The 22320-nt window shown below is 35.8% G+C and carries 13 protein-coding genes; 3 read left to right on the top strand and 10 right to left on the bottom strand.

Annotated features, from left to right (window positions below):
* Positions 1 to 23: 23 nt before the first annotated feature.
* The 9 genes from J2X17_RS18695 to J2X17_RS18655 all read right to left on the bottom strand — a co-directional run bounded on the left by J2X17_RS18695 (position 24) and on the right by J2X17_RS18655 (position 15989).
* Positions 24 to 1478: a RagB/SusD family nutrient uptake outer membrane protein gene (locus tag J2X17_RS18695; RefSeq protein ID WP_310301556.1), complete on the bottom strand. Its 1455-nt coding sequence runs from the start codon at positions 1476 to 1478 to the stop codon at positions 24 to 26.
* A 17-nt stretch (positions 1479 to 1495) separates the two neighbouring features.
* Entirely contained in the window at positions 1496 to 4930 is a 3435-nt protein-coding gene (locus J2X17_RS18690) for a SusC/RagA family TonB-linked outer membrane protein (RefSeq protein ID WP_310301554.1), read from the bottom strand.
* Between the two features lie 503 nt (positions 4931 to 5433).
* Positions 5434 to 6666 carry an ROK family transcriptional regulator gene (locus J2X17_RS18685; RefSeq protein ID WP_310301552.1) on the bottom strand — a complete coding sequence of 411 codons (1233 nt, stop codon included), beginning with the start codon at positions 6664 to 6666 and terminating at the stop codon, positions 5434 to 5436.
* 176 nt (positions 6667 to 6842) lie between these two features.
* Positions 6843 to 8174 carry a sensor histidine kinase gene (locus J2X17_RS18680; RefSeq protein ID WP_310301550.1) on the bottom strand — a complete coding sequence of 444 codons (1332 nt, stop codon included), beginning with the start codon at positions 8172 to 8174 and terminating at the stop codon, positions 6843 to 6845.
* Positions 8175 to 8213: 39 nt separating this feature from the next.
* Positions 8214 to 8654, bottom strand: coding sequence for a response regulator (locus J2X17_RS18675; RefSeq protein WP_310301548.1), 441 nt, complete (start codon positions 8652 to 8654; stop codon positions 8214 to 8216).
* A gap of 12 nt (positions 8655 to 8666) precedes the next feature.
* Positions 8667 to 10304 carry an ATP-binding protein gene (locus J2X17_RS18670; protein ID WP_310301545.1) on the bottom strand — a complete coding sequence of 546 codons (1638 nt, stop codon included), beginning with the start codon at positions 10302 to 10304 and terminating at the stop codon, positions 8667 to 8669.
* 249 nt (positions 10305 to 10553) lie between these two features.
* Positions 10554 to 10703, bottom strand: a complete 150-nt coding sequence (locus tag J2X17_RS18665) for a hypothetical protein (protein ID WP_310301543.1) — start codon at positions 10701 to 10703, stop codon at positions 10554 to 10556.
* A gap of 618 nt (positions 10704 to 11321) precedes the next feature.
* Positions 11322 to 14093 carry an aconitate hydratase AcnA gene (gene acnA / locus J2X17_RS18660; protein ID WP_310301540.1) on the bottom strand — a complete coding sequence of 924 codons (2772 nt, stop codon included), beginning with the start codon at positions 14091 to 14093 and terminating at the stop codon, positions 11322 to 11324.
* Between the two features lie 780 nt (positions 14094 to 14873).
* Positions 14874 to 15989, bottom strand: a complete 1116-nt coding sequence (locus J2X17_RS18655; protein ID WP_310301538.1) for a proline iminopeptidase-family hydrolase — start codon at positions 15987 to 15989, stop codon at positions 14874 to 14876.
* A 303-nt stretch (positions 15990 to 16292) separates the two neighbouring features.
* On the opposite strand from J2X17_RS18655, the gene J2X17_RS18650 reads away from it, so the two are divergent.
* The 3 genes from J2X17_RS18650 to J2X17_RS18640 all read left to right on the top strand — a co-directional run bounded on the left by J2X17_RS18650 (position 16293) and on the right by J2X17_RS18640 (position 21929).
* Positions 16293 to 17201 carry an RNA polymerase sigma factor gene (locus J2X17_RS18650; protein WP_310301536.1) on the top strand — a complete coding sequence of 303 codons (909 nt, stop codon included), beginning with the start codon at positions 16293 to 16295 and terminating at the stop codon, positions 17199 to 17201.
* A gap of 68 nt (positions 17202 to 17269) precedes the next feature.
* Positions 17270 to 18067, top strand: a complete 798-nt coding sequence (locus J2X17_RS18645; protein ID WP_310301534.1) for a sterol desaturase family protein — start codon at positions 17270 to 17272, stop codon at positions 18065 to 18067.
* A 751-nt stretch (positions 18068 to 18818) separates the two neighbouring features.
* Positions 18819 to 21929, top strand: coding sequence for a sigma 54-interacting transcriptional regulator (locus tag J2X17_RS18640; RefSeq protein WP_310301532.1), 3111 nt, complete (start codon positions 18819 to 18821; stop codon positions 21927 to 21929).
* Between the two features lie 190 nt (positions 21930 to 22119).
* Here J2X17_RS18640 and J2X17_RS18635 read toward each other — a convergent pair.
* The coding region (locus J2X17_RS18635; RefSeq protein ID WP_409025266.1) for an alpha/beta fold hydrolase at positions 22120 to 22320 on the bottom strand (201 nt) is incomplete at its 5' end.

The raw sequence follows: 22320 nt of genomic DNA, 5'->3' as shown, positions 1-22320 counted from the left end.
TTTTTATTGTTTTAATCCAGATTTTATAATGGATTCTGAACGATTTTTGGATTAAAGTTAATCGTGTTTTGTGAAATAGGGAACAATATCTGCTTGCCTGTCATCGAAGGAACTAAATTTGTTTTGTTGAAACGAACAAGGTCCCACCATGATTTACCTTCAAAAGCCAATTCTTTTAAACGTTCTTTCAAAATTACGTCATCATTTGCAGTTAAAGTACTGTTTGTGAAAGAAGCTGAAGCATCGGCTCTTTTCATTACCAGATTCATTTCTGTAGTAGGATCTTGACCTAAGGCATTCTTAATTTCGGCTTTCATTAGTAAAATGTCTGCCCAACGATAAATGATAATATCACTCACAAATCTTCTGATAGTACCGTCTACAGTTCCGTTGTATTTTACTAATCCAGTCACAACCGGTGTAGCACCATTGTATAAAGTTAAGTATGTTGCGTCTTTTCTGGTATCAGTTGGAGCAAAATTAAATCGGGTAATATCTGGCTGTACTCTCGAAATACCGGCATTACCTGAACCTGTTCCTAAAGTTCCAAAAGTAGCTGTTGCTGTTGCAGATGAAAGTGGGGCAAAATCACTCGGACCAACAAACATAAACTGATTCCAGTTGTCTAATAATGAAGATGGTAAATCTGCTAATGAATAACGAACTGCAAAAACTATTTCGGCATTTCCTTTTTTATCATAAGCAAAAACATCTTTAAAAGCAGGCATTAAGGTTGGAGTTCCCGGTATTGTATTAATAGCGGTCAGGGCAGTATTTAAATCAGCAGTTCCTCCGCCTAATTGTTTTGCTGTCCATAAATTTACATCGGCTTTTAAAGCATAAACAGAAGGAAGCGACAATTGCGTTTTATTATTGGCAACATCAGGGAAATTTGCAATAGCAGCATCAATATCCGATTTAATAAAAGCAAATGTTTCCTGAATGGTATTACGCGGAATAATATACTGTGATTGATTTGTGTTTTCTGTCGGTTCAGTCACAATTGGAACACCACCCCAGGAACGTGCCATGATAAAGTAACATAAAGCACGCATTGAATACGCTTGTGCAATATATCTTTTTTGCTCGTTTACGGTAGATGGGCTAAATTGAATTTGAGGTACATATTTTAAAACCAGGTTTGCCTGATGAATCACCGTATATAAACCGCCCCATTCTACATCAATGTTTTGTGGCGTCAGGTTGTTGTTGTAATAATTTGCCAAAGTAAGCGGCGATTGTACCCCACCAGTAATTTCGGCACTTCGTGCACCACCTAACAAATAATAATTTTGCTGGGTCTGGATTCTAAAGTTAACGTACATTCCGTTTACGCCAGCTTTGGCGTCATCTTCAGTTTTCCAAAAACTGCCAGATGTAATTACACTATCAGAGGTTAATTCTAAATCATCCTGGCAAGAGTTGAATAGAGAAAGAGTAGTGAAAAGTATTGTGTATAAAAGAAATTTCTTTTTCATGATTTTAGTATTAAAATTTACAAACTGATATTTAAACCAAGGATTATATTTCTTGGAACAGGATATGTACCCGTTGATCCGGCCGCATTTAATCCTAAACTAGAACCTCCGTCAATACCTTGTACTTCAGGGCTTAATCCGCTGTATTTTGTGAAATAGTATAAATTACTTCCTGTTACGTACATACGAAACGATGCTAATTTTATTTTTTCAACTAATGATTTTGGAAAATTATAACTGAATGTGATTTCTCTTATGCATAAGTAATCTCCACTTTCATAATAACGACTGTTCCCCTGAAACATGTTTGTGTTGTAAGCAGCACCACTGGCTTCTGATCTAAACAAGTTATTTTGGTTTGTCTGATCTGCCCAGCGATAACGCGGTATATCTGTAATATCACCTTCTTTTTGCCAAGATTGTCCACTCTCAGCTAATAATCCGTAGTTTCCTTGAAATTGACCTAAGAAACGAGCCCTTGCTTCGTTGTAAATTGTAGCTCCCAAAGAGTAATCTGTTCGTACTGCTACTGAGAATCCTTTGTATGCTGCATCAAAATTGAAACCTCCCACAAATGTCGGGAACATATTTCCTACGTGCGTTCTGTCTCTGCTATCAATGATCCCATTGTTGTCAGTATCTTCAAAAACAGCATCTCCTGCGAATTTTTTACCGTCTGGGTTACCACCATTTGCAGCAGTTTTAGTAACGTAAGTATCGTGAACTTTTAAGTTGTAAGCATCAGCTTCAGCTTGCGTAGAAAGAATATACAATTGTTTGTGTGCATAGAAATCTCCAATTTTTTGCCCTTCCTGTAATCCTCCGACAAATTTATAAGAACCGCTTTTTGCATCCCATATTTCAGTTCCGCCAATTCTATTATTTCCATTTCCATTGAATGGAAGTTTCTCAACGGTGTTTGTATTATGTGAAACGTTTGCTCCTACATTAATTTTCCAGTCGTTTTGATTGTAAACGTTAGCTTGTACTTCTAACTCGAAACCTTTGCTTCTTAATCCTCCAAGATTTGTTAAAACAGTTGTGAAGCCACTATTTGAAGCTAAAGTCAGATTCGTTAATAAATCAGATGTTAATTTGTTATAAAAGTCACCAATGATTCTTATTTTATCTTCGTTGAAACCTAAATCAAAACCAGCGTTTACAGTTTCAGACTCTTCCCATTTTAATCCCGGGTTCGCAATCTGAGAGTTTATAATCGCAGCTTGTCCGTTGTAACTGTTAGGCAGGCCATTTGTTGTTCCGGAATATAATCCGCCAGCCTGAAAATCTCCTAAAGTTCCTAAGTTACCATTCACACCATAACTTCCACGAAGTTTAAATGAAGAGAAAAATTTCGGCATTGCATTCGCCCAGAATTTTTCTTCCTGCATGTTCCATCCTGCAGAAATTCCAGGAAAGAAACCATATTTATTGTCCGGTCCTAAACTTGATGAACCATCATAACGAAAAGAAGCTGTTGCAAAATATCTGTTTTTATAATCATAATTCACACGGCCAAAAACACTATTCAATACCAGTTTTGTATTGTTACTGAAAACGGAAACCGGAACAGGAGAAGAGTCTAAGGTTTGCGCCAGATCTGACGGACTCCCTTTTCCTGAAGCATTAAAAGTTTTTATCGTTTTATCAAATTTAGAAGCTCCTAATTTAGCCTGAAAATCTCCAACTTTGTCCCATTCTTTATTATAAGAGAAAACCCCTTCGTATTGCGCCTGAAAAATCTGATTGCTCAATCTTGTCGCCGTACGAGTGTTGTCAACTAAACCGCTGCTTCCGCTTAAGAATGCCTGTTGGAAAGTGTTGTCATTTTCATTTTCACTGTAAAGCGAGATCGCAGGAGTAAAGGTGAAGTCTTTGGCAAGTCTTAATTCACCGTCAACACCCATCTGCAATTTATTATTTTCATTGATTCCTTTAACTTTACCCATTTGATATAATGGATTTCCGTTAATATTGTTTTGACCCGGAGCTAATGTTCCATCCTCCAAATATAATTTTGTTGTTGGGGAGTTTCCTAAGTATCTGTTGAAAACTACACTATTGGCAACAACCTGATTATTGCTTGATTTAGAGTATAATACGCGACCATTTATCGTGAAATTATCTGCTATTTTTAAAGAGGCATTCAATTTACTTGTAAATCTCTGGTAACCTGTAAATATGGTAATACCGTCTCCTTTTAAATATCCTAGACTTAAGTCAAAAACGCCTGTATCATTACCACCGCTAAAACCTAGATTATGACTTTGCGTAATAGCACTTTGAAATAAAACATCATTCCAATCTGTACTTTTGTACATAATCGTACTATTAGCATTAAGCGGATCTTGTAATTCCTGCCATCCTTTTGCCTGCAATTGACTAATAGTTTCTGGAGATAAATTAGATTTTAATAGAGTAGCAAAAGGAGTATTATTTTGAAGATTGTTACCTGTACCTGCTGGCGTAGCTCCAGTTAACTGCCCTAATCTGGCAATACCTGTAGTCGTTGAAAGCCCAGCCAATTCAGCAGCATTATACAAACCTGAACGTTGGAACTTGATATAATCCCCGCCATCCATGAAGTCATATTTTTTACCAATTTTACTGCTTTGAGTCGAAACATTATAGGTAACTTTCAGTTTTCCTGATTTTCCGGTTGATGTCGTAATAATAATAACGCCATTCGAAGCACGAGCCCCATAAATTGATGTTGCTGCAGCATCTTTTAAAACCTGAAGTGAAGCAATATCGAAAGAGTTAATATCATCGATTTGGGTACGAATTACACCATCTACTATATATAAAGGAGTAGCTCCCGATGGATTGTCGATAGAAGTACCTCCTCGGACTATGACATTGGATGCTTTTCCAGGCTGACCAGAGGAAGTTTTAACCACCAAACCGGTTACGTTTCCTTGCAGTGATTGTGTGACGTTTGAATAAGGAACGTTTTCTAACACTTTTTTGTCCAGTTTAGAAACTGCAGTACTTAATGTTCGTCTGTTTTGAGAGCCATATCCTACGACAATAACCTCATTCATTTGTTGTCCAATTTCTTTAAGAACAATAGTAAGAGGACCAGCTGTTATTGCTACTTCTTGTTCCTGAAGTCCAATATAAGAAACAATTAACGTGGTGGCATTATCTGGTACATCAATACTAAACTTTCCGTCAAAATCAGTCTGTGCGCTAAAGTTAGTTCCTTTTGCAACAATGTTTACGCCAGGCAAAGCTTCTCCTTTTTCATTAGTAACCGTCCCTGTTACTTTCTTTTGGACTGGACCACTCTTCTTAATATTTTTATTGGTAGAAACAATACTTTTTTCTGTCTTTGCAGATAATGACTGCATGTTAAAAATTAAAAGTAATGCGGCAGCTACTTTAATGATTTTTGAGTGATTAGGAATAAACCTATAATTTTTAGGCTTACTTTTAGGCAATAATTTCATACTTTTGTAATGGTTTGGTTAATAATAACTTTGTTAAAGGTCTATTTATTTATTCTCCAATCATTGTTCCTTTTCGAGGAGCCGGCCAGCAATGTTTCCAGCATTCGCTGGCTTTTTTTATGATTAAAAAGCAAATATTTTATGCAATGGTTTGAATTGATATTTTGATGTGATCTTTAATTTCTTACTTACGATATAAAACTTGTATTCTCCTTTTTGATTTTTAAGATCAGTATGAGCGATCTTATATTTTTTATTTTTTGGAATTCCTGCGCCAATTTATTATTTCGATGCTAAAAATGTAATTTAGTATTCTTAAGTGTTTTTAAAAATTCAGCAATTACTTTTACTGTCATTTAACATTCAGAGTTTGTTATTCGGATGAATGTTATAATAACTTTACGAATAAATTAATTTATTATAACGAGGTAAAGATATAAAATATTTTAATATAACAACTTTAGTTATTAAAATATTTTAATAATTAAGAAAGATTGAAGAATCTAGTTGCTCATTAAAGGAGATAACATCTTTTCCTTAATGACACAACAAGCGCCAATAACGCCGGCACGACGGCCTAAAGTAGACTTTTTGAGTTTCATATCACGGTTAACTAAACCCAGTGAATATTTTTTTAATGCAGATTGAATTGGCAGTAAAGCATAGTCGCCTAATTGTGCGAAATCTCCACCAATTACCAGTAAATCAGGGTTGAAGATATTTAATAAAACAGATAAATAACGCCCCATTTTTTCACTTTGCTTTGTAATTAGGTCCACACAAAGTGTATCTTCAGAATTTACTGCTCCCATAATAATGGCATTATGCTGCAGATCAGAAGAATTTTCATCGAGAACAACTTTCGATTGTTTTCCGTTTTTAATAGCATCCTTAAACTGGTTAATTAAGGACCAGCCAGAAATCTCCGTTTCTAAACAACCCAGTTTTCCACATTGACACATAATTTCATTGTTAAAAATTGTGCTGTGGCCAAATTCTCCCGAGTAACCTGATTTTCCGTAATAGAGTTTGCCATCGGTAATAATTCCGATCGCAACACCCCAGCTGTAATTGACAAAAATGATGTTTTGTTCATCGTCCACAACACCTTCGCAATATTCGCCAAAAGTCATGGCGCGAGTGTCGTTTTCAAGATGAACAGGAAGATCTAATTGTTCCGAAATAATTTCTGTTAAAGGCCTGTTTTCGCTAAAGAAGTAATTATAGCTAAAACCTTCCATCGAATTGATTCGTCCGGAGAAGTTGATACAGACACCAACGATTAATTTCTTGTTTACAGAACTGTCTTCGATGAATGAATTGATTAACTCGCAAAATTTCAACAAAGATTTTTGATTGTTTTCCAGAATGAACGAAGTGCCTAATTCAACACTTACCAACTCATTTTTAATGTTTTGCAATCCAATAGACATACTTGTAATTCCCACTTCAACACCTAAAAAGTAAGCGCAAGTTGGGTTTATGCTAAAAAGAGATGGTCTTCGTCCACCGCTATTCGTTATTTTTCCCATGTCAACAACATAGCCTTCGCTTAGTAATTCGTTAACAGCTTTAGTGACTGTTGGAACACTAGATTGTAATTCAGTGCTTAATTCGGCAATCGTAGCATTTCCTCCGGACAATAAACGTTTCGTTATTGATTGTCTTAGCATATGCCACTTTTGGCCAGAAAGGCTTTTATCTTTACTACTGTCTAATAAATCTTTTAAACTCATTACTGCTAAATTTTAGGTAGTCTATACAAACTTACTATAATTTTTAAATAATGATAATAATAAGGTGTCTAATATTAAAATATTTTTTTAAAGAATAGATGAGTAGTCAGTTCGAGAACAACATATTAGAATAATTGGGGAAGTTTTTGGTGTAAATACTATTAAGAATAAAAACTCTAAATAGGTATTCCAAAATTTGGTATACTTTTTTTGTTTATCATTTTTTTATGCATTTGGTATTGTAAATACCCGGAACTTTTCTCAAAATTTTTAGTCATTGGAATATAGATATCAAACTTAACTCCTTTCTTTAAAGTTCCATTAGCAATTATAATTCCGTTGTGATTCTCCACAATTTTTTTTACTATAGCAAGACCAATTCCGGTTCCGGAATAATCTTCTGTGTGATGCAGTCTTTGAAATATTACAAAGATATTTTGGTTATGCTGCGCTTCAAATCCTATTCCATTATCCTGAAAACTTAGATTCCAGTAATCACATATTTGTTGGCTGTCTGACAGATTGAGAAGCCGAAAATCTTCATTTTTAAGGATGGTAGACTCAATAGTAATTTGGGGCGGAATATCAAGGTTAGAGAATTTTAGGGAGTTACTGATTAAATTATATATTAGCTGGCGAAATTGGAAAGCTATTATATTTACCGGTATTAAACCTTTTAATTTAAAAATAGCTTTTTTTTGCTTTATAATATCCGTATGCTCTGATTTTACATCTTCAATAATATCTTTCAAATCGCTCCACTCATAATGATGATCAGTAGTGCTTAGTCTTGAAAAGTCCATTAGATCTTCAATCAACTGCCTCATTCTTGTTGCTGCTACATTTATGCGTTGTAAATTATTTTTTCCGTCTGCTGTCATATTTTTCATTTCCTTTTCCATCATAATTGAAATGAAAACCTGAATTTTTCTAAGAGGCTCCTGAAGATCATGACTTGAGATAAAGTTAAAGGCAAGCAGTTCTTTATTTGCATTTAGCAGTTCAATAGCTCTTATTTCTTTTTCAGCATTTTGAATTTCCAATTCCTGATTCGCGAGAAGTAATGCGGCAGTTTGTGTTTTTAGTTTTTCAACGAGATTTTCTTTCTCAATCAGGTCCTCAGCTTCTTTAAGAGCGCGGGATATCTTTTGTATCAGGGAAGAAAAATTATTTTTAGAAACATAATCTGTTACTCCTTCTTTGATAAGCATTACGGCATTTTCCTCACCAATTGTACCGGAAATTATTATGAAAGGAATAGTAATGTTTCTGTTTTTTATTATTTTAAACGCAGAAACGGCATCAAATGAAGGAAGGGAGTAGTCTGATAGTATAATATCGGGTATGAAGTTATCAAGAGAATCTTCAAATGATTTTCTTGATTCTACAACTTTTGAGACAAACGATAATCCTGATTTGCTCAGATGGCGTACCAGCAAATCAGCATCGGCAGTATTGTCTTCTAATATCAATACTTTAATATCTTCTTTTATGTGATATGGAATCATAATTGGAGATTGAATATTAAATAATTCTTTGCTGTAAATTTATAAGGCAGGTTGGCTGAGTATCATCCAGTACATTCCCATTTCTTTAATAGCATTAAAAAAATTATTGCTGTCCACAGGTTTCACGATATAACTGTTGGCACCAAGGCTATAGCATTTTGCTATATCTGGATCCTCCTGTGAAGAGGTAAGGATAACTACGGGAATCGATTTAAGTTCATCGTCGCTTTTAACTTTCTCAAGCACCTGCATGCCTGACATTTTTGGCATTTTTAGATCCAAAAGAAAAAGTTTTGGATGCGATTTAGGATTTCTCCCGGAATAAATTCCTTTACAATATATAAAATCAAGCGCTTCAGCTCCGTCTTTTACGTGGAGGAGCTTGTTTGTAAAACCGCTTTTATTTAAGGCTCGAATCGTTAATAATGCATCTTCCATGCTGTCTTCTGCAAATAAAATTTCAATATCGTCGTAGTTCATTTTTTTTATTTTTTAATGTTTAATATCTGGCAGGCTAAAATAAAATTTTGCACCTGCATTTAATTTTGATTCTGCCCATACTGTTCCGTAGTGCCTGTTGACTATTTTTTGTACAATGGCAAGACCTATCCCTGTTCCCGAAAACTCCTCCTGTGAATGGAGGCGCTGAAAAACACCAAATAACTTATCATAATATTCCATTTCAAAACCTGCTCCCCAATCTTTAATGCTGTAAATGATTTTATCATTTTTGGAAGTTGATGTTATCTTAATTCGGGTTTCTGGTTTATATTTTGAATATTTAATCGCATTTGAAATTAAATTAATCCATACTTGTTTAATAAGTGATGGGTCTCCATTTGCCGGAGCAAGGTCATCGAGTTCAAATATGGGAATATTTTCATCCTTTTCTATTGCTATGTCATTTATGACTCCGGTTACTAATGTTGTCATATTGATGTTGACAGCAGATACCTGTTTGCGTCCTAATTTGCTAAAGGCAAGCAAATCATCTATTAAAACCCCCATTTTATTTGAGTTTTTTATTATCGCATTGAACATGTTTTTTCCATCATCATCAATTAAATCAATATGATCTTCTATTATGATTTGCGTATAGCCATTAATGGCGCGTATGGGAGCACGAAGGTCATGTGAAACAGAATAGGAGAAGGCTTCCAGTTCTTCCTGTGCTTTTTTTAATTCATCGTTTGCGAGTGTCAGTTCCTTACTACGTTTTTCCTGATAAGCAAGTTCTCTATTTTTAACAATCAGTTCTGCAGCACGTTTTTGTTTTTCAACCTTTCTTTTTTCTTTGAGAATATTTTCTGCGGCTAATTTCTTATTTGCAATTATAAGCTCTGCTGCACGTTTTTCTTTTTCCTTACTCTGGATGGCTAGTTCTTTGTTAGCAATAATTAGTTCTTTTGCCCTTTGTTCTTTTTGCTCGTTTTGGAATTTCAGCTCTTTATTGGCAATTACCAGTTCCGCGGCGCGCTTTTCTTTTTCCTCATTCTGAAAAGCAAGTTCTTTATTGGCGATAGCCAGTTCAGATGCGCGTTTTTCCTTTTCCTGTGCTTGTACTGCCAGCTGCAGGAATTGGGTTTTTGTAAGGGTAATATCTGTAGCTATTTTTAAGATTTTATAAGGCTTGCCTAAAATGTCCAAAATAGGATTGTAGCTTCCTAAAAGCCATATTAGCTTTCCGTTTTTAGCTAAGCGGATAAATTCATCTTTTTGGTAAATTCCGTTTTTTAGATTGCTCCAAAACGACTCATAGGCTATCGATTTTGAGTATGCCGGATCAACTAAAAGGCGATGATGCTTTCCAAGCAAATCGTCTTCATTGTAGCCCATAATTTCCAGGAAATTTTTATTCACACTCAAGATGTTGCCTTCAAGATCAAACTCGATCGAAGCATTTGATGTATCAATAGCATTAACATGATTATTGAGCTGTTGTTGTTTAGCTTTAAGCTGCTCCTTAAGATTTTGAATTTCTGCGATTTGCTGTTCGCTATTTTGAAAGGAAGAGTTATTAAGAATTGTAGTAAGTTGTGCAGTCTTTTGATCAATTTCTTTATTTTGAAAAGATTGTCGATCTGAGGAAAGGATTATTTCCTTATTGTCATTTTTTTCTTTGAAATTCATATAATACGAAGTTATATTAGAAAAATAATGGCAGTAATTTGCTGGAAAAGCACCTATATTTTAGTAATTATTAGAACGAATACCCAAATTAAATTAAAAATTACTTAGGACTTTAAACGAATATAGGAAATTATACGATTAAATACTAATTTATGGGAAAGAAAAAATGTTTAAAATTAGAAGAATTATAAATCCTGATTTAATAAATTTTCTGCCGCAGGACATTTGGGAGAAGAGAACGTGGTTCGTTTAAATTTTAATTTTGCTATCTAACGGAGCTGCTGTTCGGTCATTTATTGATCTGTCGCTTATATCGGCAACGCGGCGTACACTTTTTATATTCCATGCTGGTCTTGACGGCTCAGACTTTAAACTCAAAGCTGTATTTTTTTCTGGCATTTTTCATCTTGTGAATTAAACAAAATTCGCCTTAGCTTTTTTATGGCAAAAAAGGTCTCCACTTCAATATGTGCCACGAATGTGCCACAAAGATTTTGTTCGATTTTATAAATATTGAAAAGCGGTATAAAAGAAAAAACCCTGCAAATCGTTGGATTTGCAGGGTTTACCGCTCTTTTTGGCCTTTTATTAAAACTTCGAAAAGTCTCTTATTTAGCCTTCAGCGGAGAAAGAGGCTCCGTTGACCTTTTATGTGATACCCAATAGAATGGGATCGTTTCAGTGTTGTAGCAAGAACGAATACACAAAATAGTGTACTGCGAATTTTTTATAAAAAATACTATGTAAAGATGAGGAGAATTTCCGAGATTAACTATATAAAAAGATAAACTTCCGTTATTAATCGTAACTGTATAGCATAATATTGTTTGCAAGACATTCTGTATAGTTATCAATAATTATATTGAACATTTCTATCTTGAAAAAGAATTAATTTCAATTTATGTTGAATGCTAATATCTTTCAATCCTTTTGTTTTTCGTATTATGACTACCAATATATTAATAATCACGCAACAGCTAGTAATTAAAATTTAATTTGCTGAAGGGATTTTCCCTCTTAAATCTTTTGTAGAAACTGTCTTAAAACATACTGGAGTATTCCGTCATTTCTGTAATATTCAATTTCTATTTTTGAATCCAATCGAGCAATGACCACAAAGTTTAACGGTTCTTCATTTTCTTTTATTGCTGTTACCTGTAATTCTTTTAAAGGAGTAATTTCATCAGCAATTCCTTTAATAGTATATGTTTCTTTGCCCGTCAGTCCCAGACTTAAAGCAGTTTCTCCATTTTTGAATTGCAAAGGTAATACGCCCATACCCACTAAATTACTGCGATGAATTCGTTCATAGCTCTCCGCAATGACAGCTTTTACACCCAAAAGAAAAGTTCCCTTTGCTGCCCAATCCCTTGAGGAGCCGCTTCCGTATTCTTTTCCAGCAAGAATAATTAAAGGAGTATTTGCCGCCTTATATTTTACCGAAGCATCATAAACACTCATTTCTTCCATAGTTGGCAAATATTTGGTATAACCGCCTTCTTTATCAGCAATAGCATTTTTGATACGAACATTCGCAAAAGTGCCTCTTATCATCACTTCATCATGACCGCGTCGAGATCCATAAGAGTTAAAATCGGCTTTTTCTACACCCCGACTTATTAAATATTTTCCAGCAGCTGAATTCTCATTAAAAGAACCGGCAGGCGAAATATGATCTGTTGTAATACTGTCTCCAAGCATTAATAAAATTCGGGCATTTTCAATATCCTGCAATGGTTTTGGATTTTCTGGAAGATCCTGAAAAAATGGTGCTTCTTTAATGTAAGTCGAATCATTATTCCAGGCGTATATTTTTTCTTCAGGAATTTTTAATTTTTGCCATGTTTCATTTCCGTCAAAAATAGTTTCATAGCTTTTGGCAAACTGTTTTGGAGATAAAACTTGGCTGAGAACCGCATTGATTTCATCATTGGTAGGCCATATATCTTTTAAATAAACAGGCAGTTGATTAGAGTCATAACTCACAGGTTCGTTTATTAGATCAATGTCTACACGTCCTGCAAGCGCAAAAACAACTACAAGCATTGGTGACATCAAGAAATTCATTTTGATCTGAGGATGAATTCGTGCTTCAAAATTTCTGTTACCGGATAAAACAGATGCCAAAACAAGATCGTGATCCTCAACAGCTTTGGCAATATGCGCAGGTAAAGGTCCAGAATTACCTATACATGAGGTACAGCCATAACCTACCACGTGAAATTTGAGAGATTCAAGATCGCCTAGCAAATCTGCTTTTTCAAGATAATCAGTCACTACTTTTGAACCTGGTGCCAATGAAGTTTTAACCCAAGGTTTTACGTTAAGTCCGCGTTCTCTGGCTTTTTTGGCAACCAATCCGGCTCCAATCATAACAAAAGGATTGGATGTATTGGTACACGATGTAATGGCCGCTATGGCAACAGCTCCATCAGAAAGCATAAATTGTTCGTTGCCTAAAGTTACAGCAACGGTTTTGATTCCGTCTTCAATTTTTTCTTCAATTTTAGCATTGTCAGGAAGTACCGCTTCACCTTGTATGGGTTGTGAACCTCCTTCGCCTGACCAGCGTGAAACTTGTTTTGGAGGTAAATTTTTTCGTCCAAAGGTTTTATCAAGCAAATCAATAAGGCTTGGCTGGAGATTCTTAAGTAGAATTTTATCTTGTGGTCTTTTTGGTCCTGCAATAGTGGGTTCTATTGTAGAAAGGTCAAGCTCAAGGATATCGGTATACGTAATAGTTTCGTCGCCTGTACGCCAGAGTAAGTTGGCTTTGCAATATTGTTCAACGAGATCAATCTGCTCTTCAGAACGGTTGCTGAGACGCATGTATTCTAAGGTCTTGTCATCGATAGGGAAGTAGGTAACAGTACAGCCAAATTCTGGAGACATATTTCCTATCGTGGCGCGGTCAGGAACGCTTAAGCTGTCTAAACCGGGACCAAATACTTCTACAAATTTTCCAACAACGCCATATTTTCTAAGCAATTCAGCAATAGTAAGTACCATATCAGTAGCAGTAGATCCAAGCGGAATTTCCCCGGATAATTTCAGTCCGATTACTTCAGGCATAATAAAATATATAGGCTGTCCTAAAATAGCAGCTTCAGCCTCAATACCGCCAACGCCCCACGCGATAACGCCAATTCCGTTAACCATTGGCGTGTGGCTGTCGGTTCCAACCAAAGTATCAGGAAAAACCTCTCCATTTCTTTCAATTACACCTTTTGACAAATATTCTAAATTAACCTGATGGCAGATTCCCATTCCTGGAGGAACTACGCTAAAGTTACTGAAAGACTGCTGTGCCCATTTTAAAAATTCGTATCGCTCACTATTACGTTTATATTCTTCTTCCATATTTCGGAGATAGGAATATTCTGTTCCGAAATAATCCACCTGAACGGAATGGTCAATAACCAAATCCACCGGAATCAGCGGATTAATCATATCTGGATTTTTTCCTTTTTTTGCAGCTTGAGCCCGCAGAGAAGCAATATCTACAACAGCAGGAACTCCGGTAAAATCCTGCATTAAGACACGAGCTGGCTTGAATGGAATATCCTTATCAGAAGCTTCAGGTTTCCAGTTCAGCAGGGTTTCAATGTTTTCTTTAGTAATTGCGAAATCATCATAATTGCGCAATACATTTTCTAACAGAATACGAATGGAGAATGGCATTTTTTCAATATTGAAACCCTGATTTTCCATTTCGGCCAGACTGTAATACGAAAAGGTTTTATTTTTTGAAGTTAACAACCTTTTAATTTGGTAGATGTCATTTTGCATAGTAAAAAGTGTTTAATTTAAATTGATATGATAAAATTGAAAAAAGAAGGTCAATTTTCAGTGAATTTTATTTCTTAATTTCAGATCTGTAGCTTTTAAATTAGTACTGTATAATTTGTCAGAAGTTGTTTTTATTACTAAGGATCAAATATTCTAAAAGTGTGCTTTTGAATCAATATATTGATTACAGATAATGATTATTTGTGTGTTTTTAAATTTATGACTTTTTATTCTTTCAAATTGCTTATATGAATTTACAAAAGAAGTATGGAAATAGTATAAATATACATTTTTTTACGATACCAAAGGCTAGCCCACTTGCACTCGCTGGCCTTTCAGTATAATTTTACGTCCATTTTTTTCAGAGTAAGGCGAAGTAATTACCGTATATCGCAGATTAACTTTAGCTAGGTTCGGCAGTGCTTGCTTGCATTTGATATTAGCATTTAAAAGCGCTTTACAGGTTTTAAGCTCACTGACTTTTGAAAGGTTTCGCCAAAGTGTATTTTCACTTGCACTGTTATCGTTTTATGCCACATCATATCTAGTTTTTGCCTGATCATATTCCTGACCTGTAAAGGCTTCGTCAATTAATAATTTTTGGAAAAAAGTAGTGTGCCACGATTTTGCCAAAAGCTTAGAGAGCTAAAATATCTTTAAAAAGTGCCTTAACTTTCTGTGGCAAAATTGAAGACAACTCCAGTTACAAGATTATACAAATGATAAGTTGATGCATATTTTTAAGATTTCTATAATTTATTATTGCCATCGGAATTTATATTACAGTTTTACATACTTCTGGCCATCAGCAATGGCTTTTATATAGTGGATAATCCCTTTAAAAAAGTGTTGTTGGTCGTCGTAAAAACACATATGACTTCCATTGGGACAATAAAGATAAGATCCATTCTTAAATTGGGTTGACATCCATTTCATATGCGCTGGATCCATTGTATCGTACTTTGCTCCAATGGTAAGTGTGGGAACAGTAATTTTTGGAAGATCATTTTTTCTTTCCCAGTTCGTCAGTTTTCCGCTTAGACCAAATTCGCTAGGCCCCTGCATTCTCGTATAAAATACCTGATTAAGTTTAGCAAATGAACGGTTGAGGGGTTCTGGCCATTCGGGCAATCTGCAGATGTGTTTAGCATAATAATTTGGCATCAGTAATTCCATATATCTTGGATTAGCAAAATCTTTGCTGGCTTCAATATTACGGATTTCTGCCAATGCTTTAGGTTCAATATCCTTAGCAAGTACGTTGGTTGCATAATTGTTATAATCTGCTGCACTGGATACCATGTCAGAGATAATAAGTGACTTTAAGTTGTTTTGGTATTTTAAAGCATATTCAATTGCCACAATACCGCCCCATGAATGGCCAAATAGATAAAAATTTTCTTTGTCAAGGCTCAAAGCCTGGCGCACCTGTTCTACTTCTTCAACACTTCGGGCAAGATCATAAAGGCTGGTATCTTTTGGCACGTCCGAGTTTCCGGTACCCAATTGGTCATAATATATAAATTCTATCCCTTCATTTGGAAAAAAACTTTCAAAACATTCCATGTACTCATGACTTGCACCGGGTCCACCGGTTAGAAGTAATACTTTAATTTTAGGGTTGTATCCAATTGTCTTGGTCCAGATCTTAAATTTACCTTTTTGTGTCTGGATTGGTATAACTTTCACTCCGCCTGTCTGAATACCGCTATTTTGGCGGAAGTAATTACTTGTTTGTAACCTATTTTGTTCTTCGTGTTTGCAGGATAACAAACTGAAAAGGAGTACTGCACCAGTAAGTAAAGTGATAGCAGTTGATCTGTATGGCTTTTTGACTGCATTTTGTGGAAAGGGGCTACTTTCTTGTTGTCGATTAAGGAATTTTCTTGTGATCATAGATATTTTATTTTGTTATTATTTTCTTCCAAGGAAGATTTGAGATGGCAACGGTAAAATTGCTGTGTCTTTATTGAAAGATGCAGGATTTTACTAAAAGTTCAGAGTAACAGAATAATTTTTGATGCATTTGTGATCTGTTTGATGCTGCAGTAGCTTTTATTTATAAGTATCAGATAAATACATAAGATATTTTAACTGTCCATTGCATGAAAATTGAAATAAATTATATTTGCCGTCGTTAATTTATTTGATTGTTGAGTTCCACCAAGGACTTTGACAACGATTTATTTAAAATGTACTATGCAATCAGAAGACCCATTAAATATTAGTTTTTTATATAAAAAATTTAATCCGTTCGTCCAGGCATTGGCTTTGCAGCTTTGCAGCAATAATGCAGAAGCTGAAGATGCTGTTCAGGAGGCTTGGATCAAAGTATTTACCCATAGCCACCAGTTAAAAAACCCAGAATTATTCCTCCCATGGCTAAAGCGGATCGTTATAAATTCCTGTCATCAGTCAACACGGAAGAGAGCAAAGACCCTTCTTGTTGATGAATGGCCAGAATCCGATAGAATGATTGAAGAAAATGTTGAATGGAATTTTGAAAAAATAAGTGATCTCGATAGATTATATGGCATATTGACAGAACTTCCTCTCCAGGTCCGTGAAACGGTAATGTTAAGATATTTTACAGGTTATAATTCTTATGACCAGATTGCAGCGATTACTGGTGTTCCTGTAGGTACCGTTAGAAGCAGGCTCAATGACAGTAAAAAGAAACTATTAAAATTATGGAAACATTCAGATGATTTAGACATGGAAGCTCATAACAACAGTAATTACTGGAATGTCTTTTATAAAGATGTCTGTCCTGGGGCTTACACTGATCGTAATCTATTGAAAAACCTGTATGAGCATATAAATGATGATCTAAAAATCGTTTTCACCAGCGGAAAAAAAGCTTTCGGATACAAAGTATTTCGAGCTGGGATCGAAGATGATCTGGAACATGGAAGTTCAATGCAAATTGTAGAGGATTGTAGTTCCAGCGGTGATTTAACCGTTTTGAAGGTACTGTTTTCAAACAGTGAAGAATTCCCAGACCATTGCCCTGCGAGTTCCTATATAACTTTTCTAAGGGATAAAAATAAATTGTCAGAAATGAAATTATACCATACTGAACGGCTAGTCGAAAGTGATTTTAGTTAAAATTTTATTTATGACCGAACTTTTTCATTATACAAGCATCTTTAAAGAGAAATTTTAAATAAACTCTTATGATTAACCTACTTGCAGATTTGCAGCCTTTAGTATTGATTTTAATGCTTGTTTTAATGTATTGCATTGAAAATATATTACCTTATTTAACCCCTCCCTCCAATAGGAAAACGCATTACCGTAGAAATCTAACGATAACTTTCTTTGCAATAATTTTAAATGGGATACTTGGAACCATCGTGGTTTTGGTAGTTGACTTAACAGCACATTATCAATTGGGGTTGTTAAATCAGATTCAACTTCCTTTGGTATTACAAATTCTTGTTGGGATCTTGTTGTTAGATTTTGGTAGTTATCTAACGCATAATTTACAGCATAAAGTACCGTTTTTATGGCGTTTCCATAAAATTCATCATTCGGACTATCACTTAAATATTTCATCTTCCTTAAGATTTCACCCTGTCGATGTCATCGTCTCACAGTGTGTCTATCAATGCATAGCGGTAATGGTGATTGGTCTGCCTATCAGTGCCTTTATTATTTATGGATCTATTGCAATACCATTGCTGATTATGCAGCATAGCAATGTCCGTTTCCCGCGTATATTTGAACGATTTGCAAGCTTGGTTTTTGCAACACCAGGATGGCATAAGATTCATCATTCATCCATTCAAATTGAAACCGATTCACATTACGGCGATGTATTTACTTTCTGGGACCGTATTTTTGGCACGTGGAGTAAAAAGCAACCACATGAGATCATATATGGTTTGGTTGAGTATAATGAAGATAAACATCATAGGGTAAAAAACTTAATGATCTCACCATTCAAAAAAGGCGGCAATACATTATCCTAAAACACATTTAAATCGGTATTGGCATTTCAGTACCGATTTGTTTATTTGGAGTGAGCCGGAGGCAGGATATAGGTAGATACATTACTGCTGAAATCAATTGCAAGACAGTCGCAAATTTTTATGGAATTGAAAATTTGTCTTTTTGAAGATGTAAATATTCATTAACCGTACCAATAAAATTATCCTTGGATTCTTTTGTAACAATTCAATTTTGATGCTATGTTAATTCAGGTTAAATTATGAAGAAAGATCTTTTTTTTATAATGATTACAACTAGAAATGATATTTAAAGTAATGGACAGCTTCGAAGATTGTTATAAATTATAAAAGAATAGAGACATTTGTTTTGCTAAACTACCACAATGCAAAAAAAAGCTTAATCAATCCAATAGAGTTGTAATATAATCTATAAGGAAACAAGACTATAGAATATTTCTGATGATTGCTTTATTTACGTTGGCTTAAAAAATCAGATAGCATATAATACCGTCTTTTGCCCTCTACACTACTTTGAAATCATTAATTCAAATTGAATGACAAGCCTAAAACAGAAGAAAAAATAAACACTCAGTAAACGTAAAACAATTAACAGGCAATTATCACATCGAAGCTACATTTTTCTTAAATTGTAGTCTATTTTGATGTTATGCATAAAAGCCCTTAAACTACTGTATGTCAGCATTTTTTTTTATTAATGATGCAATATAAACATGGTTTAAAATCGTTTTGTAATTAATTTCGAAAATATAAAATGAAATATAAAATTAATAAGGAACTAGACGGCGTTATTTCCGATATTAAGATGCAAATCGCTGCCGTAAACGATAGAAGTGAATTATTGAAAACCTTGAATAATTCCTTGTCAAAGCTTTTTGATTTCACTAGTATTTTTATTCAATACGTGGACCACTATAGCGGAACATACTACCCCTTTTTGATCGACCATCAGTCAAAGGCCCGTAACCTGAATGAATTTAAAGCGCTTTCCAATACAAGGGCATCGTTGGGGGATCCGATAGTAAGGGATGCTGTAGAGGCTAACAAAAGTTTTATCATATCCTTGAAGGATTTCGTCAACGAAGAAGCAGTTCCTTACTGGATCAAAATTAATTTTGAATTTGGCATCAGGGAAGGTTTGGTTACTCCATTGATAGTTAAAAATGACGTTGTGGGTATTTGTTATATATGGTCAGAAAATCAGGGCTCATTCGGAGAAGATTTTTTGCTTGTAATGGATGCCCTTTTGATGGATCTGGGCTATGCCATTTCAAATACAACGATAAATGAAATGCTGACTCAGCGCGAGTGGACAAATGAATTGCTGTTTGCTTTTAGTCATGATCTTGCAGAGGTAAAAACCCGTGAGCACCTGACATGTGCAGTAGGAACCGGGCTTAGAAACCTGGTCGCTTTTGATGAGTTTCTGATCATTGACCTTCTAACGGATGAACAACTCCCTACTTTTATTTTTTCGAACCTGATAATTGAGAATAGACAGTTGCAATGGTTGAGATCAAATTCCTTTATAAAAAATATTTTCAAAAAAACTACAGACCTTAACATGCCTGTAATTCTTCAATTGACGGATTTTGATGACGCTGATTTGCCTCTTTGCTTTAGTTCCCTTAGCAATGAAAAGCCTCAAGAGTTATTATTAAAAGCACTTCCCGGAGCCTCAGGCCCCCAGTTCGGACTTATCCTGGTCTCTAATAAAAGTGGTGTCTTTAATGCTCCTGAACGTGCCCTGATCCAACGTATTTCGGGGCATTTGGGTACTGCTGTCTCGAATGTCGTAGTAAATGAAGAACTGGTTCGCAGGGAGAAAGATAAAGAAATACTACTTGCATTTAGCCATGATATTGCCTCGGTAAGGGATAAAGATGGCTTAAAGAAAGCTATCGAAAAAGTGAGCACTCAGATGTCAAGTATAGCCCGATTCGTTATTCGTGGGATCAATGAGGATCAACAGTCGATGAGCTTATACATTTATGACAGCCATGTTAAACAAGCGATCGAGGAACTAGGGCATCATTTCGTACTTGATGCAATTTATCCGATCAACGACGGCATTTCAGACGTAGTGCTTGCCGGGAATGAAACAATCGTTTATGAATTGCAGGACTGGATCGATGCGGGAAAAGCGCCCTCATATTTCCATTTCTGGCGCAGTATGGATGTACAGAAATGTATTGCCACTCCTTTAAAAACTGCAGACGGTAACCTGGGTATATTCTGGGTGGATGCCGAATACCCAGACGTGCTGATGATAAACAGCATATGTGCACAAATTTCCATTGCCATGTCAAATATTAAGGCAAATGAAGGATTGATCCGAAGGGAGAAGGATAAAGAAATACTGCTTGCATTTAGTCATGATATAGCCGCGGTAAGGGATAAAGATGACCTAAGGAAGGCGATCGAAAAAGTGAGTAACCAATTGTCAAACATTGCCAGATTCCTCATTCGCGGCGTCAACGATGATCAGGAGACCATGACAATTTACCTCTATGATGACAAGGTCAAAAAAGGTATCGAAGAAGCTGGGCAGCAGTTCATTCTGAACGCAGTATTTCCCTTAAATGACGGTATTTCTGAATTGATCCTCGAAGGGAACGAAACCAAAGTTTTTGAGCTTCAGGAATATATTGATGCAGGCAAAGCATCTTCCTGCATTCATTTTTGGAAGAGCATGGGTGCTCAGAAATGTGTAGCTACTCCCTTAAAGACCGCAGGCCGTAACCTGGGTATATTTTGGGTGGACTCTGAGTATCCGGATGTAAAGATGATTAGTAGCATCTGTGCACAGATCTCGATTGCCATGTCAAACATTTTAGCAAATGAAGAGCTGTTGAAATTTAAGCAGCGGTTAGAAGTTGAAAATGCACATTTACAGGAACAAATCCGTGAGATCTATAATTCTTCGGAAATCATTGGAACAAGTGCTGCGATGCAGAAAGTTTATCAGCTTATGTCGCTTGTCTCACATTCAAATGCTACGGTACTTATAGAGGGTGAAACAGGGACAGGCAAAGAGCTAATCGCAAGAGGTATTCATGACTCCTCTCATCGAAAAAATCAGATTATGGTTAAAGTGAATTGCGCAGCTCTTCCGTTAAGCCTTATAGAATCTGAATTGTTCGGTTATGAAAAGGGGGCATTTACAGGTGCTTATGAAAAAAGAATAGGTAAGTTTGAACTTGCCCATCGTGGCACCCTTTTTTTAGATGAGATTGGCGAACTTCCTCTGGAAGTTCAGGTAAAATTATTACGGGTGCTTCAGGAACGCGAATTTGAAAGATTAGGAGGAAGGCTAACGATTAAAGTAGATGTGAGGATCATCGCAGCTACTAACCGAGACCTAAAGGCGGAAGTCGCTGCAGGCAGGTTCCGTTCAGACCTTTATTATCGGTTGAATGTTTTTCCTATAGTACTGCCACCGTTGCGTGACCGTCGGGAGGATATACCGTGTCTCGCTCACTTTTTTCTTGCCAGATACAGCAAAAGTTTTTTAGGTAAAATTTCCGGAATATCAGCAGGCGCCATGAATGAACTAAGAGCTTATTCGTGGCCGGGCAATGTAAGGGAACTTGAACATATGATCGAACGTAGCGTACTGCTGTCAGATACAAAGACACTTACAAAGGTTTATCTCCCGCAGCCGGATGCCAGTGACCACAACGGATATGTAGACATTATTGATCTGGAAAGCGTAGAGAAACAGCATATAATTGAAGTTCTGCGCAGATGCAATGGAAAGATATCCGGAAAAGGCGGAGCTGCAGAACTGCTCGGGCTGCCGGCATCCACACTTAACTCTAAAATGAGAAAACTGGGAATTACGGTAAAAACTGCAATGATTTAAATTAAATTCAGGTAAAAGCTGGAATCAGAATAGCAAGGTTGTGCCCAGGAAACCCTTATAATTCCAATACAAAAGAACTTAATTGTCAATAAGCTAAAATATTTTGATGTTGTTTTATTCATAACACTTAATACAAAATAGAGACCGCCAATGGCGGTCTCTACAATGATGCATTAAAAAGAAGAATACTTTACACAGCTGATGCCGCCTCACGAATAACATCAATGACAACCTGAGGGTTTGATAGCATAGGCACGTGACTACTTACAACTTCAGTTACTTTTGCCCCCATGCGTTTAGAAACCCAACGCTGTAAGTCTGGATGTACGGTGTGATCATCAGTACATAAGATATACCAACTAGGTTTACTATCCCACGGTGGTGTAATAGT

This window comes from Flavobacterium aquidurense (assembly GCF_031458035.1).
Lineage (GTDB): Bacteria > Bacteroidota > Bacteroidia > Flavobacteriales > Flavobacteriaceae > Flavobacterium > Flavobacterium aquidurense_C.
This window is presented reverse-complemented; position numbering and strand designations above follow the sequence as displayed.